The sequence below is a fragment of the Halobacterium sp. KA-4 genome, assembly GCF_021028995.1.
Classification (GTDB): domain Archaea; phylum Halobacteriota; class Halobacteria; order Halobacteriales; family Halobacteriaceae; genus Halobacterium.
Genome location: NZ_JAJJZG010000009.1, coordinates 22,429 through 48,255, shown reverse-complemented (window position 1 = coordinate 48,255; position 25,827 = coordinate 22,429). Strand labels below are relative to the sequence as shown.

General features: G+C 67.1%; 26 protein-coding genes and 1 tRNA gene. 14 read left to right on the top strand and 13 right to left on the bottom strand.

Translation table 11 applies throughout. The features are described 5' to 3' along the window. Positions 1–168: 168 nt before the first annotated feature. Positions 169–891, bottom strand: a complete 723-nt coding sequence (locus tag LPA44_RS10410) for a hypothetical protein (protein WP_230889517.1) — start codon at positions 889–891, stop codon at positions 169–171. Between the two features lie 101 nt (positions 892–992). On the opposite strand from LPA44_RS10410, the gene radB reads away from it, so the two are divergent. After that, the gene (gene radB, locus LPA44_RS10405) at positions 993–1,700 is read left to right on the top strand and encodes a DNA repair and recombination protein RadB (protein WP_230889599.1); all 708 of its coding nucleotides are present in this window, start codon (positions 993–995) and stop codon (positions 1,698–1,700) included. Positions 1,701–1,911: 211 nt separating this feature from the next. Here the strand turns inward: radB and LPA44_RS10400 are convergent, their stop codons facing one another. Continuing rightward, positions 1,912–3,054, bottom strand: coding sequence for a CBS domain-containing protein (locus LPA44_RS10400; RefSeq protein ID WP_230889516.1), 1,143 nt, complete (start codon positions 3,052–3,054; stop codon positions 1,912–1,914). Between the two features lie 107 nt (positions 3,055–3,161). Here LPA44_RS10400 and LPA44_RS10395 point away from each other — a divergent pair, with 107 nt between their 5' ends. Continuing rightward, a complete protein-coding gene (locus LPA44_RS10395; protein WP_230889515.1) occupies positions 3,162–3,479 on the top strand; it encodes a lycopene cyclase domain-containing protein in 318 nt (105 codons plus the stop codon). Between the two features lie 76 nt (positions 3,480–3,555). Here the strand turns inward: LPA44_RS10395 and LPA44_RS10390 are convergent, their stop codons facing one another. Further along, a complete protein-coding gene (locus tag LPA44_RS10390) occupies positions 3,556–4,812 on the bottom strand; it encodes an RNA-guided endonuclease InsQ/TnpB family protein (protein ID WP_230889514.1) in 1,257 nt (418 codons plus the stop codon). A 195-nt stretch (positions 4,813–5,007) separates the two neighbouring features. Here LPA44_RS10390 and LPA44_RS18255 point away from each other — a divergent pair, with 195 nt between their 5' ends. Beyond that, complete coding sequence (locus tag LPA44_RS18255; RefSeq protein WP_330166496.1) at positions 5,008–5,109, top strand: zinc-ribbon domain-containing protein; 102 nt, start codon at positions 5,008–5,010, stop codon at positions 5,107–5,109. 9 nt (positions 5,110–5,118) lie between these two features. Here LPA44_RS18255 and LPA44_RS10385 read toward each other — a convergent pair whose 3' ends face one another. Continuing rightward, on the bottom strand, positions 5,119–5,463 hold the full coding sequence (locus tag LPA44_RS10385; RefSeq protein WP_230889513.1) for a hypothetical protein: 345 nt from the start codon (positions 5,461–5,463) through the stop codon (positions 5,119–5,121). 135 nt (positions 5,464–5,598) lie between these two features. Between LPA44_RS10385 and LPA44_RS10380 the strand changes: the two genes are divergently transcribed. Beyond that, on the top strand, positions 5,599–6,816 hold the full coding sequence (locus tag LPA44_RS10380; RefSeq protein ID WP_230889512.1) for a poly-gamma-glutamate biosynthesis protein PgsC/CapC: 1,218 nt from the start codon (positions 5,599–5,601) through the stop codon (positions 6,814–6,816). Beyond that, positions 6,813–7,955 (top strand): hypothetical protein, encoded by a 1,143-nt coding sequence (locus LPA44_RS10375; protein WP_230889511.1) that lies wholly within the window; start codon positions 6,813–6,815, stop codon positions 7,953–7,955. The genes LPA44_RS10380 and LPA44_RS10375 overlap by 4 nt, the downstream gene beginning before the upstream one ends. Here LPA44_RS10375 and LPA44_RS10370 read toward each other — a convergent pair whose 3' ends face one another. The 4 genes from LPA44_RS10370 to glpK all read right to left on the bottom strand — a co-directional run bounded on the left by LPA44_RS10370 (position 7,956) and on the right by glpK (position 12,285). Continuing rightward, entirely contained in the window at positions 7,956–8,435 is a 480-nt protein-coding gene (locus tag LPA44_RS10370) for an FKBP-type peptidyl-prolyl cis-trans isomerase (RefSeq protein WP_230889510.1), read from the bottom strand. 6 nt (positions 8,436–8,441) lie between these two features. Further along, positions 8,442–9,611, bottom strand: coding sequence for a Cdc6/Cdc18 family protein (locus LPA44_RS10365; RefSeq protein WP_230889509.1), 1,170 nt, complete (start codon positions 9,609–9,611; stop codon positions 8,442–8,444). Positions 9,612–9,678: 67 nt separating this feature from the next. Next, positions 9,679–10,749 carry a hypothetical protein gene (locus LPA44_RS10360; RefSeq protein WP_230889508.1) on the bottom strand — a complete coding sequence of 357 codons (1,071 nt, stop codon included), beginning with the start codon at positions 10,747–10,749 and terminating at the stop codon, positions 9,679–9,681. A 3-nt stretch (positions 10,750–10,752) separates the two neighbouring features. After that, the gene (glpK, locus tag LPA44_RS10355) at positions 10,753–12,285 is read right to left on the bottom strand and encodes a glycerol kinase GlpK (RefSeq protein ID WP_230889507.1); all 1,533 of its coding nucleotides are present in this window, start codon (positions 12,283–12,285) and stop codon (positions 10,753–10,755) included. A gap of 298 nt (positions 12,286–12,583) precedes the next feature. Here glpK and glpA point away from each other — a divergent pair, with 298 nt between their 5' ends. The 3 genes from glpA to LPA44_RS10340 are packed head-to-tail and all read left to right on the top strand — an operon-like array spanning position 12,584 to position 16,921. Further along, complete coding sequence (glpA, locus tag LPA44_RS10350; protein WP_230889506.1) at positions 12,584–14,293, top strand: anaerobic glycerol-3-phosphate dehydrogenase subunit GlpA; 1,710 nt, start codon at positions 12,584–12,586, stop codon at positions 14,291–14,293. Further along, positions 14,283–15,557 (top strand): glycerol-3-phosphate dehydrogenase subunit GlpB, encoded by a 1,275-nt coding sequence (gene glpB, locus LPA44_RS10345; protein ID WP_230889505.1) that lies wholly within the window; start codon positions 14,283–14,285, stop codon positions 15,555–15,557. Before glpA ends, glpB begins: the two co-directional genes overlap by 11 nt. After that, positions 15,554–16,921, top strand: coding sequence for an anaerobic glycerol-3-phosphate dehydrogenase subunit C (locus LPA44_RS10340; RefSeq protein WP_230889504.1), 1,368 nt, complete (start codon positions 15,554–15,556; stop codon positions 16,919–16,921). The genes glpB and LPA44_RS10340 overlap by 4 nt, the downstream gene beginning before the upstream one ends. A gap of 33 nt (positions 16,922–16,954) precedes the next feature. Here LPA44_RS10340 and LPA44_RS10335 read toward each other — a convergent pair whose 3' ends face one another. Further along, complete coding sequence (locus LPA44_RS10335; protein ID WP_230889503.1) at positions 16,955–18,445, bottom strand: aldehyde dehydrogenase family protein; 1,491 nt, start codon at positions 18,443–18,445, stop codon at positions 16,955–16,957. Positions 18,446–18,593: 148 nt separating this feature from the next. Between LPA44_RS10335 and LPA44_RS10330 the strand changes: the two genes are divergently transcribed. Beyond that, a complete protein-coding gene (locus LPA44_RS10330) occupies positions 18,594–19,343 on the top strand; it encodes a pirin family protein (protein WP_230889502.1) in 750 nt (249 codons plus the stop codon). Between the two features lie 105 nt (positions 19,344–19,448). After that, positions 19,449–20,012: an NAD(P)/FAD-dependent oxidoreductase gene (locus LPA44_RS10325; RefSeq protein ID WP_230889501.1), complete on the top strand. Its 564-nt coding sequence runs from the start codon at positions 19,449–19,451 to the stop codon at positions 20,010–20,012. Between the two features lie 107 nt (positions 20,013–20,119). Here LPA44_RS10325 and LPA44_RS10320 read toward each other — a convergent pair whose 3' ends face one another. The 3 genes from LPA44_RS10320 to LPA44_RS10310 form a co-directional block, all read right to left on the bottom strand. After that, entirely contained in the window at positions 20,120–20,734 is a 615-nt protein-coding gene (locus LPA44_RS10320) for a TetR/AcrR family transcriptional regulator (protein ID WP_230889500.1), read from the bottom strand. Between the two features lie 57 nt (positions 20,735–20,791). Then, positions 20,792–21,112, bottom strand: coding sequence for an antibiotic biosynthesis monooxygenase family protein (locus tag LPA44_RS10315; RefSeq protein ID WP_230889499.1), 321 nt, complete (start codon positions 21,110–21,112; stop codon positions 20,792–20,794). A 257-nt stretch (positions 21,113–21,369) separates the two neighbouring features. Further along, a tRNA-Val gene (locus LPA44_RS10310) sits at positions 21,370–21,444 on the bottom strand. 149 nt (positions 21,445–21,593) lie between these two features. On the opposite strand from LPA44_RS10310, the gene trpD reads away from it, so the two are divergent. Genes trpD through trpG form a run of 4 tightly spaced genes read left to right on the top strand, consistent with a single transcriptional unit; the run spans position 21,594 to position 25,433 of the window. Then, the gene (trpD, locus tag LPA44_RS10305) at positions 21,594–22,604 is read left to right on the top strand and encodes an anthranilate phosphoribosyltransferase (protein ID WP_230889498.1); all 1,011 of its coding nucleotides are present in this window, start codon (positions 21,594–21,596) and stop codon (positions 22,602–22,604) included. Next, entirely contained in the window at positions 22,601–23,245 is a 645-nt protein-coding gene (locus tag LPA44_RS10300) for a phosphoribosylanthranilate isomerase (RefSeq protein WP_230889497.1), read from the top strand. Before trpD ends, LPA44_RS10300 begins: the two co-directional genes overlap by 4 nt. A 26-nt stretch (positions 23,246–23,271) precedes the next feature. Continuing rightward, a complete protein-coding gene (gene trpE, locus LPA44_RS10295; RefSeq protein ID WP_230889598.1) occupies positions 23,272–24,843 on the top strand; it encodes an anthranilate synthase component I in 1,572 nt (523 codons plus the stop codon). Then, complete coding sequence (gene trpG / locus LPA44_RS10290) at positions 24,840–25,433, top strand: anthranilate synthase component II (RefSeq protein WP_230889496.1); 594 nt, start codon at positions 24,840–24,842, stop codon at positions 25,431–25,433. The genes trpE and trpG overlap by 4 nt, the downstream gene beginning before the upstream one ends. On the opposite strand, the gene LPA44_RS10285 is transcribed toward trpG, so the two are convergent. Further along, positions 25,430–25,621, bottom strand: a complete 192-nt coding sequence (locus LPA44_RS10285) for a hypothetical protein (RefSeq protein ID WP_230889495.1) — start codon at positions 25,619–25,621, stop codon at positions 25,430–25,432. The genes trpG and LPA44_RS10285 overlap by 4 nt on opposite strands. Between the last annotated feature and the right edge of the window lie 206 nt (positions 25,622–25,827).

Genomic DNA, 25,827 nt, shown 5'->3' with positions numbered 1-25,827 from the left:
GGCTACGGCGGATGTGTGCGAATCTGGCGTCGGAACGGAAGTACTTTCCGCCACACCCCACCGTGGCTGTCAACTACTAACATACGAGGGCAGAAAGGCGTGCTGTCTCCCGCCCGTTCTGCCGCGACCCCGACACTCGAAAAGCAGAGCCCGCGTCCCACCGGCTGCTCACTCCTCGCGGTGCGCCTCCAGCGCTTCCTCGAGCGTGAGTTTGCCCCGTGCGACCTTCCGTGCGAGTTCCTCCGTGATGGTCCGGTTCTGCTCGCTCTCCTCGCGCGACCGGCTCTTGATGACCTGAATCTCGCCCTCCGTGGGCTCGATGGTCCGTCCCTCGATTTCCTCGCCCGCCATCAGCGCGATGTTCGCCGCCGCGAGCACGTCGCCCATGCCCCGCGCGCCCGACCCGAGGAACGGCGTCGTCCCCGTCTCGTCGACGAGTTCCACGCGCACCTCGTCGAGGCCGTCGATAATGCGTGCGCCCTCCAGTCGCGCGCCGTCCCCCACGCGCACCACGGCGTCGTCCTCCCCGGCAACCTCCTCGCTCGCCACTTCGGCCGCCCGCTCGATTGGCACCTGGAACGCCGAGACGACCATCCCGCCGCGCAACACCGCGATACCGGGACGCGTCCCCGGGTCGACGCCGACGACGGTCCGGCCCTCGCCGCCCCGCAGGTAGACGAGCGCCTCCTCGACGGTCTGTCGGGCGCGCTCGGCGTCCGCGACCACGACCGGAACCGCCGCCTCGATGTCTTCCCCTGCGGTGATGACGACGTCCGTCGTCTCCGGCAGCGGCTCGCCCGGTTCGACCGTCGTGAACGCCACGTCGCGGTCCCGCAGCTCCTCGACGACCTCGTGGTACACTTCGAAGTCCGTCGTCGCGACGACTATCACGACCGCACGTGCGGCCGCCGACAGCAAAACGCTTGCCCGCAACGTGTCCCCGCGCAGCCGACACACCGGGGGTCTTTTGCCCGGGAACAACCAATCGAGGGATAGTGAGCGACGACACCCACATCTCAACGGGCTGTGCCGGCCTTGACGACCTGCTCGGCGGCGGCGTCGAACGCGGCACCGTCACGCAGGTCTACGGGCCCCCGGGTGCGGGCAAGACGAACGTCGCGCTCTCGACCGCCGTCGAAGTCGCCGCCGACGGCGGCACAGCCGTCTACATCGACACCGAGGGACTCTCCGTCGAGCGCTTCGACCAACTGCTGACCGCGCGCGCCGACGACCCCGAGGACGCCTCCAGTCGCATCATCCTCTCCGACGCCCACGACTTCGAAGAGCAGGCCGAAGCCGTCCGGGACGCCGCGGACTTCGCCGAACGCGCGGACCTCATCATTCTCGACTCCGCGACGGGCTTCTACCGCCTCGAACGCGACGCCGACGACGGCGGCGACGCGCTCCGCCGGGTCGCCGACCAGATTACGCACCTGCTCTCGCTGGCGCGCAAACACGACCTCGCCGTCGTCGTCACGAACCAGGTGTTCACGGACGTCGACAGCGACAGCGACCGCGTCCGCCCGCTCGGCGGCCACACGCTCAACCACTGGACGGGCGTCGTGATGCGCGTCGACCGCTTCCGCGGCGGCAACCGCCGCGCCACCCTCGAGAAACACCGCTCGAAGCCCGAGGGCGAGCACACGCGCTTCAAAATCACGGACACGGGCATCGAGGGCGTCGAAAGCGACCAGTACTGACCGTTCGACTTCCCCGTTCAAACGTCCCGTACAAGCATCGGCGAGCGAGCGGTCTGAAAGACCCAAGCGACGCCGTTCACGAGCGTGAACGCAGTGAGCGCTCGGGCCGACGACTGAGCGGAACGAAATGACGCGAAGGAGGAGTGCTTTTTCCGCAATTTTCTGCAAGCGACGGCACGCTACGCGCGCCGAGCGCAGCAAAAAGTGCGTCTCAGAGCTGATTGAGCTTCCGGAGGAGCTGGCCCTTGTACTCCTCGTCACGCTCGACGCCCTTGTGTTCGAGGACGTTGCGCTCGAGGAGGTCCAGCGCCATGTAGAAGGCGTTGTCCGCGCCGTAGCCCTCGCCGGTGCCCGCCATCTGGCCCTTGTTGGTCCGGAGGCGGAGCTGGCACATGATGAGCGGGGTGCCGCGGAGTTTCTCCTTGTGCTTGTGGAGGCGAACGTGCGCGTGGTGGACGTTCATGTCGCTGTACTTGTTCGCGACCTCCTGAATGCGCTCCTGAATCTCCTGGCGGGAGAGCGCGTCCAGCAGTTCGATGTTCGTAATCTGGACGTCCATGCGGTCCTCCTCGGTGTAGGAGAGCGCGCGCAGCACGTCCGTCTTGGTGAGCACGCCGCCGACGACGCGGTCGTCGTCAGCGGGCGTGACGACGAGTCCGGAGTAGTCGTTGTCGAGCATCGTCTCGACGGCGTCCTGGACGGAGTCCTCGACGGAGACCGTCTCGACGGGACTGGACATCACGTCGTAGACCGGGAGGTCGAGCATGCGTTCGACTTCCCCGCTGCGGTCGCCGCGCGTGGTCTTGGAGATGTCCCGAACCACGAAGTCGACGACGTCGTGGACGGTGACGACGCCCGTGAGAAAGCCGTCCTCGTCGACGACCGGCAGTCGCGAGATGCCGTGCTCGCGGAGGCGGTTGATGGCGGTGCCCATGTTGTCGTCTTCCTCGATGGTGATGACGTTCTCGCTGAATATTTGGCCGACCGTGAGCGCGTCGAGGCTGTCGAGGACGGCTTCGAGGATGGCGTCCTCCGTGATGATACCCCAGAGTTCGCCGGCCTCAAAGACGGGCGCGATTTTCGTGCCACCCTCGACGAGCATGCGCGCGGTGTCGCGGATGTCCTCGGTTCGGTCGATTTTCGGCGCGGGCATCGTGAGCCCGGAGATGCGCGTGTCGTCCTCGATGTGCGAGCCGAGTAGTTTGCGCTCCGTGAGGACGCCTTCGTACTGGCCGGCTTCGGTGACGATGATGCCTTTCGGGTTCTCCTCCTCGAAGATAGAGCGAGCCTTCCCCAACCGTTGTTCGGCTTCGACCTCGATGTAGTCGTTCGTAGCGATGTCAGAGATATCCATGGGCGTTCGAGTGGAACGTCACGGACCAACGCCTTCAACTTTGTTGCGGCTTCCAGAACCCCGGACTCCATCCCAGAGTTTTGGTGTTGGCACGCGTACTGTGCCCCGTGTTACCTGCTGGCGTCCCCGACGTCGGTGCCGTCTTCGGGCCGTACACGTACCTCGCGTCGGAGGTCGCGTTTGGCGCGCTCGCGTTCGCCCTCCTCTATCGAGCGGGCGCGCTCCGGCGTGCCGGCGTCACCGTCGCGGCGCTCTATCCAATCGCCTATCTCTGGGACTGGTACACCCTCACCATCGGCGTGTTCGCCATCCAACTCCGCACCGGCGTCGACGTCCTCGGCATCCCCGTCGAGGAACACATCTTCATGGTCGTCGTGCCCGCGCTCGTCGTCGCGTTCCACGAGACCATCCACGGGCAGGAGTAAACTACCCTACCCTACTCCCTCGGCGCTACGCGCCTCAGTTCGTTGAGGGTGGGGCTTTGATGTGGACTCCCGGCAATCAGTCGCCAGCAATCGGCTGGTGACCCTTGCCGTTCAACGTCCCACCATGTATACGCACGTCTACTGGTGCGTCTGCGCCCCCCGACGTGGGCGAGGAACGCAGGCTGTGGTGTCGCTTCCGCAGATACCGTAACGCGACGTTTTTCGCGCCGTTGTAATCCGCGTTGATTTCGTACCCGCACTTCAGACACTGGAACTGCTCGCCGTCGCGGTTGTCTTCGTGGGTGAACCCACAATCAGTCCGAGAACACCGCTGGCTCGTGTGGGCAGGCTCGACCTGTTCAACCGCCACCCCTCGTTGTGGTGCTTTGTATTTGACGTACTCGACGAGGCGGCGGAATGCCCAGATGTGATGCCAGTCCGCGTGAGGGAGTCGCTCTCGAATATCCGTCAACTCCTCAAACACGATCACATCGCAATCATGTTCGATCGCTTCGGCAACAAGCTCGTTGGCGACCGTGTGGATGTACTGTCTCCGCCATGCTCGCTCTCGCTTTCCAAGCCGAAGCAAAGCGTTGTGCGCGGCTTGTGTGCCACGCTGTTGCATTTCTGATCGACGGTTCTCGAACTCCTGGATCCAGTGGTCGTACTCATCACCACTCCAGAACGTCCCCGTGCTGGCGACGGCGAGACTGTTGACACCAAGGTCGATCCCGAGGACTGTCTGGTGCCCGGTATCGGCCGACCCCTCAATCTCAACAGCTTCCCCATCTTCGTCTACCTTCCGCGTTTTAACGTGAAAGTAGAACTCGTCGCTAGCTTGGTCGTACTGGAGTGTACTCGTTCGAAATTCGTACTCTTCCGAAAGAACATATTCCTCGTACGGGGTTGGACTGTCTGCTGGCAGCTCGAAATCACACTCAATACGCCCGTCCACCGTGGAGAGTGAGATTTTGTTCCGGTAGAACGTCGCACTGCGCTTGTCGTAGACCATACTCCAGGAGGTGAATTCCGGCTTGTTCGTCCGCTTGCCGTTTTTCCAGCGGTCAACACCGCTATCGACGGCGTGGACAGCACGCCGGATCGCTTCTTGGACGAGATTTGCCGTCAGCTCAGTCTCCTCGCGGAGCCGATCGTACAGCGCATCCCGGCCTTTCACGTTCGAGGTGACGCAATTCTCGTAGCTGGTGTTGTCCCAGCAGTAGTCACTGGCCTCGTTCGCACAGTAGAGGAATTGTTCGGCAGTTTCGTGGAGGTCATCACGGTACTCGTCGGGCACGACGAGTTTGACCGGCGCGGTACGCCTGACCTCCATACTTCAGATTCTGGTTCGACGGTACTTAATAATTCGGGAGTCGGGATGCTATTGGCTCGTGGGTTGTGTCGTGAGTGTCGGCTTCCTCCCCGGCCTACTCGCCTCGCGCTTCCGACCAGTCGGAAGCGCTCGCTCTTTGAGACCGGGGGCTCCGCCTCCGAACTGCTGAAGGCCGTGGCCGTGGTACGCGAGCCCATGGGAGACCGCGCGTGCTGGCTGGAGTTCTGTCCGCACTGCGACGCGCAGGTGACCGTCGTCGACGAGGAGTGTCCGGACTGCGGGGCGGTGCTGGACTGATTGGGCTCGTCAGTCGGCGCCGGCGTCGAGAATTGTGCGGAACCGCGCGTCGTCGAACGGCGTATTACTGTCCCGCGGGATGCGGACGCAGACTTCGCGGTCCCAGGGGTTGACGCGGCGCAGTTCGCGGACGATGCGACCCGGCACCGAGTACGAGCCCGCCGCGCTCTGCACTGTAACTGTCACGTCCGCGTCCGCGGGCGGCCCGTCTAGGTCGACGCTCCGGGATTCGTAGACTGCGCCGTACGCCGCCGCATCCACTGAGAGCAGCCGCTCGACGTCGAACGAACTCGTCGTGTCCGTGCCGTGCTGGTGGCTGACTTTCAGGACGGTCCCGGCCGCCTCGATGCCCATATCGCGAGGTCGCCCGCGAGCACGATAAGCGATGCGCCGTGTGTCGCGCTATCAGCCGACGACTCGGCCGGTGGCCGGTAGATTGACGTGTGGAACTCGCAATCCGCGTAGTGAGAGCCGTCACACGGGTCGCCGATGCTCGCTGCAATCGCCATCATGGTCCTCGGTATCTGCGTGACCGCTGCCGTCTCCCAGTCCAGCGGCTACCGACTCGGCGGCGTCATGGTGTTGCCGCTGCTGGTCGTCTACACGTTCCGCGAACCGATTTCGCCGGTCGTGTTCGTCGTCGCGACCGCTGCCGCGTGGGGCTCGCTCTGGCTGCTGCGCGAGTACACGCTCAATCACGGTCGGCGCGTGTTCCTCGTCGGCGTCGTCGTCGGGGCGCTCGTCTCCATCGTAACTACCGCCGTCCTCACGTTTCTCGTCTCCGACGTCACCTACTACGACGCGGAAATCGTCGGGAGCATCTTCCCCGGCATCGCCGCGTACAACCTGATGCGCCTCGACCCCCGCGACCGCCGCGCGGACCTGCTTGGCATGCTCGCCGTGTACGTGGGCCTCGTCGCGTTCGGGCTCGCCGTCGTCTACGCGCTCGGCATCTTCCACCCGCGTGTCCCGCCCGTCCTGTTGTTGCCGACCAGCGAAGCCGCCTCGTGGCTCGGCCTGACGCCCGTCGGCGAGCCCACGCCGCACGTCGTTCCCCGCTGGCTGGCCATCTCAGTCCTGATTACGGATGTCGTCGTCTACGAGGTACTCCGGGCGCGCTACGACCTCCGGCTCGCGGGCGTCATCCTCGTGCCGCTGCTGGCGGTGTTCACCGTCCGGTACGCCGACGCCGTAATCGTGTACGCCCTCGGCGCGACGGCCGTCTTCTTCGTCGTCTCGCTCGTCCACTGGTCGTCGCTTCTGTACGGCCGGAACCTCCTCGCGGTCGGCCTCGTCACAGGGCTGGTGTACGTGGCGGCAATCGGCGTGGCGCAGCCCGTTCCCGCGCCGGGCATCACGCTGTTCTTCGTCGGCCTGTTCACTGGTATCGGCGCGTACAACCTCCACCGCGTCGCGCCGAAGAACCGCGCCGCCAGCATCCGCCTTTCCGCGGCGCTGTTCGTCGTCTTCTACGCCGTCCTCCTGGTGTTCGTGGAGGTACCCGCGAGCGGGCTCGACCCGCTCGGTGTCGGCTACGCTGCCATCGCCGTTATCCTGATCGTGCTCGCCGTCCGGGACGTCCTCGGACTCGAACGCTCGACACCCGACTCGGCGACGTTCGCCCGCGAGTCCGTGTTCGCCGACGCGCAGGTGGACGCGGACGTCAGTGACTCCCCGTTGGTCGCCACGGAGGACGAAGACCGATGAGCGACCGAGAGGGACTCGCTGGTCGCGTCGCCGGCACCGCGCGACGAGCCGTCGACCTCGTGACCCGCGGCCGCTCGCACTTCGAGCGCGTCGAGGACGTCCCGTGCCGGGTGACCGTCTCGGGCGTCCGCGGGAAGTCGACGGTCGTCCGGTGGCTCAACGAGGCGCTGGTCGCCCGCGGCCTCGAGACGTACGCGAAGGTCACGGGTAACGAGCACATCTCCTATCACAACCTCGAACCCAGCGAGTTCGAGCGCGACGGCGTTGTCCGCCTCTACGAGAACGAGCGCGAACTCCGCGAGTTCTGGCCCGTCGACGCCGTCGTCGCGGAGAACCAGGGCATCCGCGAGTACACCACGCGGCTCGCCAACGAGCTGTTCGACCCGCACGTCGTCGTGCTGGTGAACGTCCGCCGCGACCACCAGTCCACGCTCGGCGCGACGCTCCCCGACATCGCCCGCGCGTTCACCCGCACCGTCCCGGAGGGCGCGCACGTCGTCAGCGGCGACCGCAACGACGCCATCAACGACTACCTCCGCCACGAGTTCAGCGAGCAGAACGTCGACTTCACCGTCGCAGAACCCCGGACCGAGCACCCCTTCGGGGACGTCTTCGGCGCGCGCTCGGCGTTCGTCGTCGACGAGACGCTGCGCGTGCTCGGCCTTGACCCGCTCGACGCCGGCCAACTGGAGTCGTACATCACCGACCTCCGCGGCGGCTGGTCGTGGACGCGCCTCGAAGGCGGCGGCCTCGTCTGCAACGGCGCGATGATGAACGACATCGAGTCCACGGAACTGCTCCGCCAGCACCTCGTCGAGCGCCTCGCCAACCCCACAATTACCCCGTTCGTCTTCCTGCGCCGCGACCGCGCTGGCCGCACCGCGGCGTTCGTCCACTACGTAAATTGGCTCGCGGACAACGACTTCGTCGACCGCGTCCACGTCGCGGGCACGCACGCCAAGATGTTCGCGCGGCGAACGACCGCCGACGTCATCTATCACGACCACGAGACCGCCGCTCCCGAGTCGGTGCTCGACGCGTGCCTCGACCACGGCCACCCCGTCTACCTGATGGGGAACACCGTCCACCCGTTCATGCGCGCGCTTGACGCGGAAATCGAGCGCCGCGCCGTCGAGTAATCAGTCGACGGCGAGCACGCGCACGTCGAAAATCAGCGTCTTCCCCGCGAGTTCGTGGTTGAAGTCGACCGCGACGTGCTCGCCGGTGACGGCGGTCACGTCCCCGTGGAGGCCGTTCTCGGCTTCGACGTGGAGCCCGACTTCCGGCAACTGCCCGACCATCCCCTCGAACGTCTCGGGGTCGTACTCGCGCACGCGTTCGGGGTCGTGTTCGCCGTACGCCGCCTCCGGGGGAACCGTCACTTCGGCTTCCTCGTCGGCGCCCATCCCGACGACGGCGTCGTCGAGCCCCTCGATGACGTCCCCGCGGCCGACGGTGAACGACAGCGGCTCGAACTCCTCGCGTTCCTTGCCCTGTGCCTCCAGTAGTCCGTGTTCGGCGGCGACCTCGGGGTCCGAGGTCGCGAACACGCTCCCGTTCTCGTAGCAGCCGACGTACGCGAGGCGCACGCGGTCGCCTGGTTCGATGGGTCCTGTCATCGTGTACTACTGCCGGAGGTCGTACAGCCGGCGGAACGCGGTCGGCGGGAACCGCAGTTCCACGCGGCTCGGCGGTCGTCCTTTCCCCGCGCGCTGCTCGGCCTGCACGCGCTCGACGATGCCGCTCTCGGCCAACTCGTAGAGGTAGCGCTTGACTGTCCCCGCCGAGAGGTCGACGGCGGCGCTGATTGCGTCCGTCGTCGTGGTTACGGAGTCTCGGTCGTCGGCGTCGAGGTCGACCAGCTCCCGGAGCACGAGTTGCTTGTTCTCGGGGAGCGCGAGCACGCGCCCCAGCGAGACCGACGGCTCGGGCACTTCGGCTATCGCCGCGTCGATGTCTTCGGGCATGACCCGGTCGTGGTCGGCGCGGTTCGCACGGTCGGTGGCGACGAACAGCGCAGCGAGCGCGTCGTGGGCGTTCCCGTCGGCCCAGTCCGCGATGCGGCGCGCGAGGTCGTGCGTGAGCGCCTGCTGGGCGAGCCCCTCCGACGCGCGCGTCATCAACACGTCCACGAGCACTTGGCGTCGATAGGGTTCCACTCGAATCGTCGTCGCCGTGTACTCCGCGAGCTCCGTCTCCTCGGGCGGTTGTCGACCGATTACGAGCCAACTCGCGTTGCTCGGCAGCCCCGCAAACAACTGGACGAGGCGGTCGGTGTCGGTGCTATCCGGCGCGCCCACGTGGTCGACGCCAACGACGACGCCGCCCCGCGACTGCCCGACGCGGTCGTGGAGGCGGTCGCGAATCTCCTCGGTGCCGATGCCGTGCTCGGGGACGCGCTCGTCGACGAGCGCGTCGAGCACGTGGTGGTAGAACGCGAACTCGCTGCTCGTCTCGCGGGCGTCGACGTAGACGAATCCCGGCGCGGTAGGCGAGCCCGCGCGAGTGCTCGTGTAGATGACCGACTGGGTCTGCGTGGACAGCCGTTCGAGGTGGCCGAACAGCGCAGTGACGATTGCGGTCTTCCCGGAGCCGCACGGCCCGTGGACGTACGCGTTCGGCGGCAGGCGGCTGTCGAACACCGGGTCGAGGTGGTCCAGCAGCCGTTCGAGCACGGGACCACGGTCCGACGGCTCGTCGAGGTGCGTGACCGGCGCCAGCGCCTCGTAGTCCTGCACGAGGCGGGGGCCGTCGTTCCGGCGTTGTCGCCGTTTTATTCGCGCGTCGATGTCCATGGCGTAGGGGAGTGTTCGTTATCCACGGTACCAACCACGTAGTAAAAAGGACCGGGGTTGGTGTGGTTCAGAGGCCGAGGTACCCCGCGTTCGGGACGACGCCCAGCAGGTAGAGGACGCCGACGACCAACATCACGACAGCGATGGCTATCGCGGGCGGGTCAACGTGGGTGCCCGAGTGCGAGTAGAACACGCGCTGGGCGACCTCTCCAACGAGCCCACTGCCCGCGCCGAGTGCGCCGGCGGCGAGTATCGCGGCGGCCTCGCTGCCGAACACGGGCAGCGCGACGACCGCGCCGACCGCTCCCATCAGCGTGATGTGGTGGGTGACCGGAATCTTCTCGACGCCCAACTGGAGGAAGAGGAGACTCATCGCGGAGATGCCGTACCCCATGAAGATGCTCCCGGTCTGCAGCCAGATGTAGCCCGCGAGCACGCCGCCGACGAGCCCGATCGCGGTGACGCCCGACCAGCGGTACTGGTGGGGGAGCCACGGCTCGGTCGCCAGCCGCGCGCTCGCGGTCCCGCCGTCGGTCGCGGCGCGCTTCTCCTCGCGCTCGAACGGCGTCATGTCGAGGAAGCCCGACCCCGCGGGGCGGCCGAGGAGCGGGTAGCCGAAGACGACGCGCGCGACCAGCGCGGTCAGCACGACCGACACCGCGATGCCGTCGGTCGGCGCGCCGAGGCCGCCGAGGACGCGCGCGACGAGCATCCCGAGCGCGCCGAACACCGCGCCGACCGCGAGGATGTCGGGTTTCGTGCCGAACGCGTACGAGATGTTCTTCCCGAAGTGGTAGTCCCAGCCGTCGGGCGCCATCTCGGGATACTTCTTGCCCGCGTACGCCGACGCCGCGACGCCGCCCGCGAACGCGATGTGCGGGCCCGTGATGGCACCGAACCCGATGACGCCCGTGAGCCCGGTCGCAATCTCGCCCTGCGGGACCGCCTCGATGGTGCCGATTTGCCGTTCGAGAATCGCGATACCTTCCCCGAGGAAGACGACGAAACCCGTGAAGATGAACGACGGGAGCGCGCCCAGCGCCGCACCGAACGCGCCACCCGCCAGCGCCGTAATCAGGAGGACGACGAACGGCTCGACTGCCATCCCGACGACCGGAATCTGGAGAATCCCGTACATGGGTTAGTCCTCCTGCGCCCAGTCCAGCGAGCGGTCGACGGCGTCGTCCCACCGGCCGTACATCTTGTCGGCCTTCGGTTCGTCCATCTCGGGCTCGAACTGCCGGTTGACTTGCCAGTTCGAGCGCAGTTCGTCGACATCGTCCCAGTAGCCGACCGCGAGGCCGGCGGCGTACGCCGACCCGAGCGCAGTGGTCTCGTCGACCTCCGGCCGCACGATGTTGGTCTGGATGATGTCCGACTGGAGCTGGCAGAGGAAGTTGTTCTTCACCGCGCCGCCGTCCACGCGCAGCGACGTGGTCTCGACGCCCGAGTCGGCCTCCATCGCTTCCGCGATGTCGCGGGTCTGGTAGGCGATGGATTCGAGGGTCGCGCGGACGATGTGCTTCTTCTCGGTGCCGCGGGTCATCCCGACGATAGTCCCGCGAGCACGCCCGTCCCAGTGGGGTGCGCCGAGCCCCGTGAACGCCGGGACCATGTAGACGCCGTCAGTCGATTCCGCCGAGCGCGCGAGCTCCGCGGTCTGGGCGGCGTTGTTGATGAGGTCGACGTCCTCGAGCCACTCGATGGCGGCCCCCGTTACGAAGATGGACCCCTCCAGCGCGTACTGGACGGGTTCGCCCGAGCGCTGGAAGCCGATGGTGGTGAGGAGGCCGTGGTCGGACTCGACGGCCTCGTTGCCGGTGTTCATGAGGTAGAACGAGCCGGTGCCGTAGGTGTTCTTGGCGTCGCCCTCGTCGAAGCACGTCTGCCCGAACAGCGCGGCCTGCTGGTCGCCGAGCGCGCCCGCGACGGGGACCTCGGCCCCGAGGAAACCGTGCGGGTCGGTGTGGCCGTAGAGGCCCTCGTCTGAGGACGGCCGGACCTCGGGCAGCATCTCGGCGGGGACGTCGAACTCCGCGAGCAGGTCGTCGTCCCACTCCAGGTCTCGGATGTTGTACAGCATCGTCCGGGAGGCGTTCGAGACGTCCGTGATGTGGTTCCCGGTCAGGTTGTAAATGAGCCACGCGTCGATGGTGCCCATCAAGAGTTCGCCTTCGCGAGCGCGGTCGCGGAGGTTCTGGGTGCGAGAGGTCTGGAGTTTTAGCGGTTCGGCGTTGTCCAGAATCCACTCGGTCTTCGTCGCGGAGAAGTACGCGTCGGCTTCAAGGCCGGTCTTCTCGCGAATCTCCTCGACGGTGCCGTTCGCTTCGAGCTCCTCGACGCGGTCGGTGGTGCGGCGGTCCTGCCAGACGAGCGCGTTGTGGACGGGTTTGCCGCTGGCGGCGTCCCACACGACGGTCGTCTCGCGCTGGTTCGTGATGCCCAGCGCTTCCAACTGCGAGGCATCGAGGCCGGCGGCGTCGAGGCCCTCGGTCACGGCCGCCTTCGTGTTCTCCCAGATTTCGACGGGGTCGTGTTCGACCCAGCCGGGTTCGGGGTAGATCTGTTCGTGCTGTTCGTAGGCGTTCGCGACGACCTGCCCGCTGTGGTCGAAGACCATGAAGCGGGTTCCGGTCGTCCCCTGGTCTATCGAGCCGACGTAGGTGTCTGGCATGGGTTGGTTGCTCCGTGTGGCGGCCGATTAGTTTACCGACACCGCCGCTCTGACAGTAAATAAGAATGGATTATAATAAATGTTACTGTGGATCTGGAATTCGAGGTAAAGATAGTTCGCGCGGCCGCGAGCGGCGTCTCCTCCGGCTTGACCCTGGTTCCTTGTCCGGTGGGATTTGGGGATTTACGCTCGCGACTGCGTGCTCACACGCCGAGAACCGACCCGAACGCGCCTAAATTTACTGTGAAGTCGGATTCTACGATAAAATAAAGTGTGTGGGTGTCGAACCCGAGCACAGATGGCATCGGTACCACACATCGCCGTCGTCGGCGGCGGGTCGACGGGCACCGGCGTCGCTCGCGACCTCGCGATGCGGGGCTTCGACGTGACGCTCGTCGAACAGGGCAACCTCACGCACGGCACGACCGGCCGGATGCACGGCCTCCTCCACAGCGGCGGCCGGTACGCCGTCGCTGACCAGGCGAGCGCGCGGGAGTGCATCGCGGAGAACCGCGTGCTCCGGGACATCGCGAGCCACTGCGTCGAGGAGACCGGCGGCCTCTTCGTCAAGCGCCCTGAGGACTCCGAGCAGTACTTTCAGGAGAAACTTCGCGGCTGCGAAGCCTGCGACATCCCCGCGGACGTCATCTCCGGCGAACAAGCCCGCGAGATGGAGCCCCACCTCGCGAAGGACGTCGAGAAGGCGATTGTCGTGCCGGACGGCGCAGTCGACCCGTTCCGGCTAGTGGTAGCGAACGCCGCCAGCGCGCAGGAACACGGCGCGCGCATCGAGACGCACTCCACGGTCACGGACGTGCTAGTCGAGGGCGGCGAGGTCGTCGGCCTCGAAGTCGAACACGACTCCGGCCCCGGCAAGCACGTCCACGGGACGGAAGGCGGTATCGAGGAGATTCGCGCGGACCATGTGGTCAACGCGACGGGCGCGTGGGCGGGCCGCATCGGCGACATGGCGGGCGTGGACGTCGCCGTCCGCCCCTCGAAGGGCGTGATGACCGTGACGAACGTCCGGCAGGTCGACACCGTCGTCAACCGCTGCCGGCCGAAGGGCGACGCCGACATCGTCGTCCCGCACGAGACGACGGCCATCCTCGGCACGACCGACGTGGAGGTCGACGACCCCGAGGACTACCCCGAGGAGCAGTGGGAGGTCGACGAACTCGTCGACACGCTCGCCGAGCTCGTGCCGATGCTCGCGGAGGCTCGGACGATTCGCTCGTTCTGGGGCGTTCGGCCGCTGTACGAGCCCCCGGACGTGGCCAGCGACGACCCGACGGACATCACGCGGGACTTCTTCCTGCTGGACCACGTCGACCGCGACGACCTCCCCGGGATGACGACGGTCGTCGGCGGAAAATTCACGACCTACCGCATGATGGCGGAGTCGGTCGTCGACCACGTCTGCGAGCGGTTCGGCGTCGACGCCGAGTGCCGGACTGCGGACGTCCCCCTCCCGGGCAGCGAGGAGTTCTCCGTGCTCCGCGACTACATGGACGAGTTCGGCTTGCGCTCGCCAATCGGCCGGCGTAGCGTCGAACGCCTCGGCTCGCGCGCCGACGACGTGCTCGCCACCGAGGAGCCGAATCCAGTCGTCTGCGAGTGCGAGGGCGTCACGCGCGCCGAACTCCAGGACGCCATCGGGCAGTCCGGCTCTGACCTCAACGCCGTCCGCATCCGCACACGAGCGTCAATGGGGAACTGTCAGGGCGGCTTCTGCGCGCACCGCATGGCGAGCGAACTCCACGGCGACGGCGGCTACGACGAAGCGACCGCCCGCCGCGCGTGGGACGATCTCCTACAGGAGCGCTGGAAGGGCCAGCGCCACGCACTCTGGGGCGAACAGCTCTCGCAGGCGATGCTGAACTACGCGCTGCACGCGACCACGCAGAACCGCGACAACGACCCCGTGGACGGCGACGACGTGGACTTCGCCGCCTTCGACGGCGGTCCCGAAGCAGTGCGAACGGACGGGGACAACCGTGGCAATTGAGTCCGACGTGCTCGTCGTCGGCGGCGGGCTCGCGGGCCTCACGAGCGCGCTCGCCGCGGCACGCGCCGGCGCTGACACCCGGCTGGTCTCCTACAAGCAGAGCACGCTCCGGCACGCCTCCGGGCTCGTGGACGTGCTCGGCTACACGCCCGACGGGGACGGTCCGCTCGTCGACCCCTTCGACGCGATTCCCGACCTCCCGGAATCACACCCCTACCGGACCGTCGGCGTGGAGACGGTCCGTGAGGCGCTGGAACTGTTCGACGACGCCGCGCCCCACTACCGGGGGTCGCACACGGACGCTAACGCACTGCTGCCGACCCACGGCGGGACCGTCAAGCCGACCGCGCGCTACCCGGCAGGCGCGAGCGCCGGTGTCGCCAGCGACGACCGCGACACGCTCCTAGTGGGGTTCGAGGCGATGCCGGACTTCGACGCGCCGCAGGCGACCGCGCACCTCGACGCCGCCGGCGTCCCGTTCGGCGTACGCGGCGCGACGATTCGGTTCCCAGGCGACCTCCGTGCGGACGCGAAAATCACCCGGTACGCCAAACTCCTCGACACGGACGGCACGGTGACCGTCGACGGCCGCGACCGGCCAGTTCGAGAAGCGCTCGCGGAGCGCGTGAAGGCCGAACTCGACGGCGAGGAGCGCGTGGGCTTCCCGGCGATTCTCGGCGACGACGACGCGGCCGGCGTCCGTGACGCGCTCGCGAACGACCTCGGTGCGGCCGTCTTCGAGGTGCCGATGGGCCCGCCCTCGCTGCCGGGGCTCCGATTGGAGGACGCGCTGTTCGACGCCCTCGACGACGCGGGCGTCAGCATCGAGACCGGGAACCCGGTCGTCGATTACGACGGCGACGACCGCGTCGAACAGGTGTACGTCGAGAAGAACGGCGCGCGCATCCCGAACGCCGCCGAACAGTACGTGCTCGCGACCGGCGGCCTCGTCGGGAAGGGCGTCGAGTCCGACCGCGAGGGCGTCTACGAACCGATTTTCGACTGCCACGTCGCACACGCCGACGACCGCTACGACTGGTTCGCGGACGACGTGTTCGGCGACCACCAGTTCGCGCGGTTCGGTGTCGCGACTGACGACAGTCTGCGACCTGAGGCAGCCGACGGGAGCACCGAATTCGAGAACCTGCGGGCCGCCGGGAGCGTGCTCGGCGGCTACGACTTCGCCGCCGAAAAGTCCGGCGGCGGCGTCTCGATTGCGACGGGCTACGCGGCCGGCCGGCGCGCCGCGGAGGAGACACAATGAGTGACAGTCAGAACCACCAGTTCGACCCAGCAGCACCGAACACCGGCGAGGACTTCGAGCCCGTCGACGTCTTCGACGATAGCGACGACTTCGACCTGCGCCCGGGCGCGGACTCCTGCTACAAGTGCTCGACGTGCGACACCAACTGTCCGGTCGCGGAGGTTGACGACGACTTCCCCGGCCCGAAGTTCCAGGGCCCCGAGCAGTGGCGACTCAAACGCCGCGACGACGACCACAGCGTGGACGATTCGGTGATGGACTGTTCGAACTGCATGCGTTGCGACAACGCGTGTCCGTCGGGCGTGGAGCTCTCCCAGATGCACAACACCGCGCGCGGCGAGTACGTCAGCGAGGAGATGAGTGTCTTCTCCGTAGAGTACGTCCGGAATCGGCTGCTCGCGAACTACCGGACGTCGGCGTGGCTCGCGAGCAAGGTGCCGCGGCTCGCGAACGCCGCGGCGAACTTCGGGCCGGCGCGCTGGCTCGGCGAGAAACTGCTCGGCGTCACCGACGAGCGCGAGTTCCCCGACTTCGCGACGGAGACGTTCACGGAGTGGTGGGCCGCGCAGGGCGGGGCCGCCGGGTCGAAGGAGCGCGCCCGCGAGGCCCGCGAGCGCCGCGGCGAACCCGTGGACGCCGACAAGCAGGTCGCGTACTTCCATGGCTGCTACGCCGAGTACAACACCCCCGAGGTGGCGAAGGCGCTCGTGCGCGTCTACGAGCACTTCGGCTACGAAATCGTCGTCCCGGAGCAGGGCTGCTCGGGCACGCCAATGTTCGCCAACGGCATGCTCGACGACGCGCGCCGCGACGCCGAAGTCAACGTCTCCTCGTTCGCGGACCTCGTCGACGAGGGATACGACGCTATCGCCTCCTGTACGTCGTGCTCGATGGCGATTCGCCAGGAGTACCCCGAACTGTTCGACATCGACGGCATCGACGACGTCGCCGCGAACACCTTCGAGTCCGTGGAGTACCTCCGCATCCACGAGGACCTCGAGGACGAACTCACCGACGCCGACGTCGGCGACGACCTCGCCGCGGAGTTCGCGTACCACGCACCCTGCCACGCTCGCAATCAGGGCCTAGACCGGCAGGCCGTCGAACTGTTCGGCGACCTGGAGGGCGTGGGCGTCGAAGACGTCGGGGACTCCTGCTCGGGCATCTCCGGGACGTACGGCTGGAAGGCCGAGAAGTACGAGACCTCCATGAAAATCGGCGACGAGATGTTCGACCACATGGAGACCGCCGACGGCGAGACCGGGATGACGGAGTGTCCGACCTGCGCGATGCAGATGGAGCACGGCACAGGCTACGACGTCCGCCACCCACTGGAACTGCTTGAAGCCGCGGTGGTCGAGTGACGATTCGCTGCTGCGACGGTTCGACGCCCGCGCTTACAGCGGGTAGTCGCGCGGTTCGTGCTGGACGGAAATCCACTTCGTCTCCGTGATTTCGTGGAGGAACGCGTCGCTGTTGTACGTTCCCATGCCGGACGCGCCGATGCCGCTGAACGGCACGTGGGCTTCGTCGTTGATGGGCTGGTCGTTGATGTGGACGTTCCCGGTCTCCATGCGGCCGGCGATGTCCTTCGCGACCGAGAGGTCGCCGGCGTGCACGGCACCGGAGAGGCCGTACTTCGTGTCGTTGGCGAGTTCGACCGCCTCGTCGACGTCCGAGAACGGGATGACCGGCGCGATGGGGCCGAAGTGCTCGTTACTTGCGGCCGCCATGTCGTTGGTCACGTCGGAGAGCACAGTCGGCTTCACAACTAGCGAGTCCTCGACGCCGTCGATGTCGGCGGTCTCACCGCCGGTTTCGAGGGTCGCGCCGGCGTCGACGGTCTGCTCGACGTATTCGAGCATCTCGTCGCGCTGGGACTCGTCGATGATGGGGCCGACCACGGTGTCGGGCTCGTGGGCGCTGCCGACCGCGAGTTCTTCGGCGCGCTCCGTGAGCTTCCGGACGTACTCGTCGTAGACGTCTTCGTGGACGATGTGGCGGTTGATGGAGATGCAGACCTGGCCCTGGTGGACGAACGAGCCGAACGTCGCGCCGTCGATGGCGCGGTCGACGTCGGCGTCGCTGGTGACGACGAACGCGTTGTTGCCGCCGAGTTCCATCGCGGGAACGGCGAGGTTCTCGCCAGCGAGTCCCGCGACGTGCTGGCCGACCTCGGTGGAGCCGGTGAAGGAGACGACGTCGCTCTCGGGGTGACTGGCGACGCGGTCACCGATTTCGGAGCCGCGCCCGGTAACGACGTTCAGCACGCCCTCGGGCAGGTCGGTCTGCTCGAAGAGTTTGGCGAACAGCAGCCCGCCCGTAATCGGGGAGTTCGTCGAGGGCTTGAGGACGACGCTGTTCCCGGCGGCGATGGCGGGCAGGACCGCCCGCGCGCTCAGGTTCAGAGGGAAGTTCCACGGCGAGATGACCGTGACGACGCCCTTCGGCCCGCGCTCGACGATGTTCTCCTTCCCGGGAATGTTCGAGTCGGCGTGCTCGCCCTTCATCCGCCGCGGCAGGGTCGCGGCTTCGCCGGCGTGGTCGGAGGCAATCTGGATAGACGTCTCGCCCATAATCTGGGAGCCGCCGACCTCGTGGGCGAGCAGGTCGACGACTGCCTCGGAGTGCTCCTGTAGCGCTTGCAGGAACTGCTGGACGACGGCCGCACGCTGCGCGGGCGGCGCTTCTGCCCACTCTGTCTGCGCTTCGGCAGCGGCCTCGTAGGCGGCGTTCACGTCGCCCTCGGTCGCAGCGGGGACGTGTGCGACCGTCTCGCGCGTCGAGGGGTCCTCGACGGCGATGGTCTCTTCGCTCTCGGCGGCGACCCACTCGCCGTCGATGTACTGCTCGGTCCAGTCGGCGTCGATGGACAGGTCGGTAGTCATCTACGTTTTACCAGACGGTAGAATAGCGTAAAAGCGGGCGGGATGGAGTGACGTCCGCCGATTCACAGCCAGCGAACAGGTCCGCGCGGAGTGGGAGAACGACGCCCCCACCGGACCTGTTTTACTGCTTGGTAAACAAAGGAGAGCCATGAACGCCAACGACGGCCAGCAGCTGCCCGACGGCCCCGTTCCCGGCGAACGAGTCCGACACGGCACGGGCGTGAATTCGAATCGCGCGTTCCCGACGAACAACCACCCCGCGAACCTCGACCCGTTCGTGCTCTTCGAGCGGTTCTACATCGACCCCGACCAGGGGTTCCCGATGCATCCCCACCGCGGCTTCGAAATCGTCTCCTACATGGTCGACGGCGGGATGGACCACGAGGACTCGCTAGGCGTCAGCAACGTCGCCGAGGAGGGCGACGCGATGCGTATCACGACCGGGAGCGGCATCCGCCACTCCGAGTTCCCGGCCGGGAATCGCGGCTGCAACGGTCTCCAACTCTGGGTGAACCTCCCGCGCGCGAAGAAGGAGGCTGACCCGGACTACGTCGACGCCACGCAGGCCGACCTGCCCACCGAGGAGTACGAGGGCGCGACGGTGACGACCGTCGTCGGCGACGGGTCGCCGCTCTCACTCCACACGCCGATGGAATATTTGGACGTCCGCGTGTCGGACGCGTGGGAGTGGACGATTCCCGAGGACTGGACGGGCTTCGTCTACGGCGTCTCCGGCACGGGGACGGTCGCCGGCAGCGAGTTTGAGGAGGGCAACGTCTTCACGGTCACCGACGAAACCACGGTCGAACTCCGTAACGAGTCCGACCTCCGCGTGGTCGCCGTCGCCGGCCAACCCCACGACGAGCCGATTCAGCAGCGCGGCCCGTTCGTACTCTGAAGGCGGGAGCGTCGGTTTTGCGGCCTCGCTGACCGTTACTCGGCAACCCTCGCCGGGTTTTACCAGATGGTAAACTACTTCCTCCGGCAGCACCGACACACGCCCATGGTAGACGTAGCAGTCGTCGGCGGCGGTCCCGCCGGCCTGTCCGCAGCACAGTTCGCCGCGAAGAACGACCTCGACACCGTCGTCTTCGACACCGACGAGACGTGGATGCACAAGGCCCACCTCTTCAACTACCCGGGCGTCCGCTCCATCGACGGGATGACGTTCGTCGAAATCGCGCAGAAGCAGGCGAAGGCCCGCGGCGCCGACCTCCACGAGGACGAGGAAGTTACCGCCGTCGAGCAGTCCGGTGACGGCTTCGCCCTCACGACCGCGGACGGCGAGTACGAGGCCGACTACGTCGTCCTCGCGACCGGCGGCAACCGCGACCTCGCCGAGGATCTCGGCTGCGACTTCACCGACGAGGAGGTCGTCGACGTGAACGTTGACATGCAGACGTCCGTCGACGGCGTCTACGCGACCGGCGCGATGGGCCGCGACACGAAGTGGCAGGCCGCCATCGCCGTCGGCGACGGCGCGGCCGCCGTGCTCGACATTCTCTCGAAGGAGAAGGGCGAGTACTACCACGACTTCGACATGCCGTCGGACGTCCCCGAACTGTAACGCGGGTCGATTCTCACCGATATTTTCGAGCGAGTACGTAGCGCTCAGCGACTGGTATCTCGCTCTCGGACACGGCGCTCAGTAGAGAAGTAGCGGCGCTCGGCTGCTTAGTTGTCGCGTTCGAGCGAGTCCAGCACGAACTCGTCGATGGCCGCGCGGGCTTCCTCGGGCGCGTCGTCGTGCCCGAGTGAGATGCGGCGCTCGCGGGCCGCGTGAATGACGTCCGTAATTAGTTGCCCCATCCGTTCGGCGTTCACGTCGCGGAAGACCCCCTGCTCGATGCCGTCCTCAATGACGTCGACGATGCTGCCGCGGAGCCGCGCGTAGTGCTCCTCAAAGAGTTCGCGGTGCTCGTCGTCGTTCTGCGCGTGTGCGTACAGTTCGTGGTACACCTTCATGCGGTCCCAGTGCGTGAATTCGTCGAACTCCGGCCCGAACAGACACTGGTCGATGCGCGCGTCCAACTCCGACCGCGGGTCCATGTCGTCGGCGACCTCGACGCTGCCCTCGTACTGGTCGATGATGTACTCCAGGAACGACGACAGCAGGTCGTACTTCCCGTCGAAGTGGTAGTGGATGACCTGCCGCGACAGCTCCATCTCCTCGCCGATGTCCCGGACCCGGAGGTCCTTGTACCCGTGCTCGCTGAGTGCCCGGAAGGTCGCTTCCATAATCTCCTCGCGGGTGTCGTTTGGCTCGACGATTCCGTCTGCGTCGCTCATTACTGTTCTCTTGGGACGGTAGACTCATATCCGTTTCCTCGTCGCCCGACAGCTTGACTACTCGGGCGGGTCTGCGTCGTCCCCGAATCCGCTCCCGTAGCTATCCAGCACTTCCGTGACGGTGACTTCGTAGGCGTCGTACCACTCCGTCCACCGTCCTTTCGCTCGTTCGTGGTAGTCGACGGCGCCGAACTCGTCAAGCCCGTCCAGCGACTCCCAGTAGTAGACGACGAGCATCTCGTCGCTCTCCGGGTTGTTCCACGTGCGCTTGCCGCGATACCCGTCCGTGTCTTCGGCGGCTGCCTGTATCCGGTCGTTGAGCTCGTGGAACTCGTCGTCGTACTCCCCGGGGTCGAGGCGGAAGGTGACGAGGTACATCGATACCTCTGCAATCGCCTACGGGAACAAGAGGCTTCCCCGGGATTTGTTATACGACGAGACTCGCACACGCTACGCGGTGCTCGTCGGCGTGCGCGTCGGAGGATGGGTTCGGGCGGATTGTGAATTGGAGCAAGACGGTCACTCGACATCGCTCGCGCTGCGTCTTGCAGAAGTTCAAATCCGCCAACGCCATTCACACGAGCACTTCACGCGAAGCGACAGAGCAGTCGCTTCGCGGTGAAGGTTTCAGAGTATGGGTTGGGGCGGATTTGAACCGCCGACCTCCTCCATGTCAAGGAGGTGTCATAGCCTGACTAGACCACCAACCCGCAGCGGTCTTCGAACGCATTCCAGCGTAGTCCGGGGGTATAGTTGAAGGTTTCGAATCGGTACCTGCGTGGGGGTGCGTGCCCCGGCAGAGTTAAGTCGCTGTACAAAGTTGTACACTATAACGCGAAGAAGTACACTGGTGTCCATAATGGAGGAATACATCGAGAGCGTCACCGCCGGCGAGGACCTCACCCTCGACAAAGCGCGTGACGCCGTCACCCGACTGTTCGAGGACGCGACAGACGCGGAAATCGGCGCGCTGCTCGCCGCGCTCCGCGCGAAAGGCGAGACCGAGACCGAAATCGCGGGGTTCGCGCAGGGGATGCGCGACGCCGCCCACACTATCGACCCGGACCGCGAACCGCTCGTCGACACCTGCGGGACCGGCGGCGACGACTACGACACCATCAACGTCTCCACGACGTCGACGATGGTGGTCGCTGGCGCCGGCGTCCCCGTCGCGAAACACGGCAACTACTCCGTCTCCTCGTCGTCGGGGAGTTCGGACGTGCTCGAAGAGGTGGGCGTCGACCTCGACGCCAGCCCGGAGGCGGTCGAGGAGACCATCGAGGAGCACGGCATCGGCTACATGCACGCACCCGCGTTCCACCCCGCGATGAAGGCGGTCATCGGGCCGCGCCGCGAACTCGGCATCCGCACTATCTTCAACGTGCTCGGCCCGCTCACGAACCCCGCGGGCGCGGACGCACAGGTCGTGGGCGTCTACGACCCAGACCTCGTGCCCGTGCTCGCTCGCGCGCTCTCGCACATGGGCGTCGACCGCGCGCTCGTCGTCCACGGCGACGGTCTCGACGAGTTCGCGCTCCACGGCGAGTCCGTCGTCGCCGAACTCGACGACGGCGACATCGAGGAGTACACCGTCACGCCCGCGGACTTCGGATTGGAGGAGGCGCCCATCGAGGAAGTCTCCGGCGGGACCCCCGAAGAGAACGCACGCGACCTCCGCGGCATCGTCACCGGCGACGTGACCGGGCCGAAGCGCGACATCATTCTCGCGAACGCGGGCGCGGCCATCTACGTCGCCGGCGAAGCCGACTCGCTGGAGGAAGGCGCGGAGCGCGCCGCCGAAGCCATCGACTCCGGCGCCGCCGGGGAGACGCTGGAGACGCTCCGCAACCCCGCGACGGCGACGCGATGACGCGCGCGAAAATCTGCGGGCTGACGAACGAGCGCGACCGCCGCGCGGCCGTCGACGCCGGCGCGGACGCGCTCGGGTTCATCGTCGACGTGCCCGTGGACACCCCCCGCGAGGTGAGCGTCGAGCGAGCAGCCGACCTCGTCGCCGCCGCGCCGCCGTTCGTCACTACCGTGCTCGTGACGATGCCCGAATCCCCCGAGCGCGCGGTCGAACTCGTCGACCGCGTGAACCCGGACGCCGTCCAACTCCACGGCGACGGTCCCGTGAGCGACGTCGCGTACGTCGCGGCGAACACCTCGGCAGCCGTGCTGAAGACCGTCGACTCTGCCGACCCCGAGGGCGCGCGCTACGACGACGTCGCCGACGCGCTGCTCGTGGACTCCGTGGACGAGGAAGGTGCGGGCGGCACAGGCCGCACGCACGACTGGGACGCGACCCGCGAGTTCGCCGACAGCGTGGACTCACCGGTCGTGCTCGCGGGCGGACTCACGCCCGAGAACGTCGCCGAGGCCGTCGCGACCGTCGAGCCGTTCGCGGTCGACGTCGCCTCCGGCGTCGAGCGGACGGGCGGCGAGAAGGACCACGACGCAGTCCGGCGGTTCGTCGCGAACGCGACCGGACAGCGCGAGGTGGAAGCGTGACCGACGCCGACGAGGCCTCCACGGGACTGGACACCACCCGCGACGAGTTCGCCGACCTCGCGGCCGACGGTCCCGCCGTGGTCCGCGTCGCCGCCGAACTCGACGTCGGCGTTTCGCCGCTGTCGGCGTACGCCACGCTGACCGACGGCGACTATGGCTTCGTGCTGGAGAGCGCCGAGAAGACGTCGGCGAGCGACCCGGACGGCGCGTTCCGGCCGTCGGACGCGACCGAGGACCGCCACGCGCGCTACTCGTTCGTCGGCTACGACCCCGCCGCCGTCGTCACCGCTCACCCCGACGGGACCGAAGTGCAGGCGCTCCGTGACGACCGCGTGACGGAGTTCCTGGACGCTGACGACGGTGACGTGCTCGACCAGCTCCGGGGCGCGCTCCCGGACGTCGAACGCCGCGGGTTCCCGGACGAGGACCGCCAGTTGCTCGACGGCGGGCTCGTCGGCTTCCTCGCGTACGACGCCGTCTACGACCTCTGGTTGGAGGAGGTCGGCGTCGAGCGCCCCGACACGCCGCTGCCCGACGCCGAGTTCGTGCTGACGACGCGCACGCTCGTCTTCGACCGCGCGACCGACACCGTCTCGCTGGTGTTCACGCCGCTCGTGGGTGACGAGGACGACCCCGACGCCGTCTACGACGGCCTCGTTGCCGAAGCCGAGCGCGTGCAGCGCGACCTCTCCGAAGCCGCCGAGCCCGAGTTCGGTGGCTTCCGCGTCACCGATGAGCGAGCGGGTGCCCGCGGCGAGTACGAGGACAGCGTCGCGAAAGCGAAGGAGGCAGTGCTGGACGGCGAAGTGTACCAGGCGGTCGTCTCTCGCACGCGCGAACTCGACGGCGACGTTGACCCCCGCGGTCTCTACGCTGCGCTCCGGGACGTCAACCCATCGCCGTACATGTTCTTGCTGTCGCACGACGACCGCACGGTCGTCGGGGCCAGTCCGGAGACGCTGGTCGCGGTCCACGACGACACCGTGCTCAACAACCCAATCGCGGGCACCTGTCCGCGGGGGTCGAGTCCCGTTGAGGATCGGCGGCTCGCCGGCGAGATGCTCGCCGACGAGAAGGAGCGCGCCGAGCACACGATGCTTGTCGACCTCGCGCGCAACGACGTGCGCCGCGTCAGCGAGCCCGGGAGCGTGCGCGTCCCCGAATTCATGCGTGTGCTCAAGTACAGTCACGTCCAGCACATCGAGTCCACGGTGACGGGTACACTGCAGGACGGCCGGGACGCCTTCGATGCGACCCGCGCGTCGTTCCCCGCCGGTACGCTCTCTGGCGCGCCGAAGGTGCGCGCGATGGAGCACATCCACGCGCTCGAAGCGTCGCCGCGGGGCATCTACGGCGGCGGCGTCGGCTACTTCTCGTGGAACGGGGACGCCGAGTTCGCCATTACGATTCGGTCCGCGACAATTGGGCATACTGGTGACGTGGACACCCTCCGCGTGCGCGCTGGCGCGGGTATCGTCGCGGACAGCGACCCCGCCGCGGAGTTCGACGAGACGGAGGCGAAGATGGACGGCGTGCTCGCGGCCGTCGAGCGCATTCGTGAGGACGAGGAGTCGGAGACGCCGGAGGTGGAGGGATGAACGTCCTCTTCGTGGACAACTTCGACTCGTTCACGTACAACCTCGTGGAGTACGTCTCCGAGCAGCACGTCGACGGAGAGCGCCCCGAGACGACCGTCCTGAAGAACACTGCGAGCCTGGAGGAGGTGCGCGATGCGGACCCAGGCGCAATTGTCATCAGTCCGGGGCCGGGCCATCCGAAGAACGAGCGCGACGTCGGCGTCACCGCGCCCGTGCTCCGCGAGGTCAGTGCGGAGGTGCCGACGCTCGGCGTCTGCCTCGGGATGGAGGCCGCGGTCTACGAGTACGGCGGGACGGTCGACCGCGCGCCCGAGCCGATGCACGGGAAGACCAGTCCCGTCGAGCACGACGGTCGCGGCGTCTTCGACGGTATCGAGCAGGGATTCCCGGCGGCGCGCTACCACTCGCTGGCCTGCGGCGAGATTCCGGACTGCTTCGAGGTCTCGGCGCGCACCGACCACGACGGCACCGAACTCGCGATGGCGGTGCGCCACGAAGAACACCCGATTGCGTGCGTGCAGTTCCACCCGGAGAGCGTGCTCACGGCTGCCGGGCACGACCTCGTGGAGAACTTCCTCGCGTCCGTCTAGCCCAGCATCGTCGTCACGACCCACGCCGCGCCGACCAGTATCGTCGCGACCACGAGCAGTTTCCACGCGACGCTGAGCACGAAGCGACCGACGAGGACGATGACTGTGATGGCGACGAGCGCGACCAACAGTGTGCCCAGCGGGGAGGACGTCAGGCCGCCGAGCGCGAGCACGAGTGCAGCGAGCATGCTCAAGTCCACGCAGACCACCGACTTAAGCGAGGGGGCAGTCGGGCCGGGTCGCATGCCCCCTTCGGTTCCACTGGACGGCCGAAACTGAAACCGGGTCCACGTCGGGGGTTTCGGCCGATCACAGTCGACCACTTTCACCGCGCTTTGGGTACCATTATATCGGTCCCAGCCCAACGGTTCAGCCACGCAGATTCGGGCCGCTT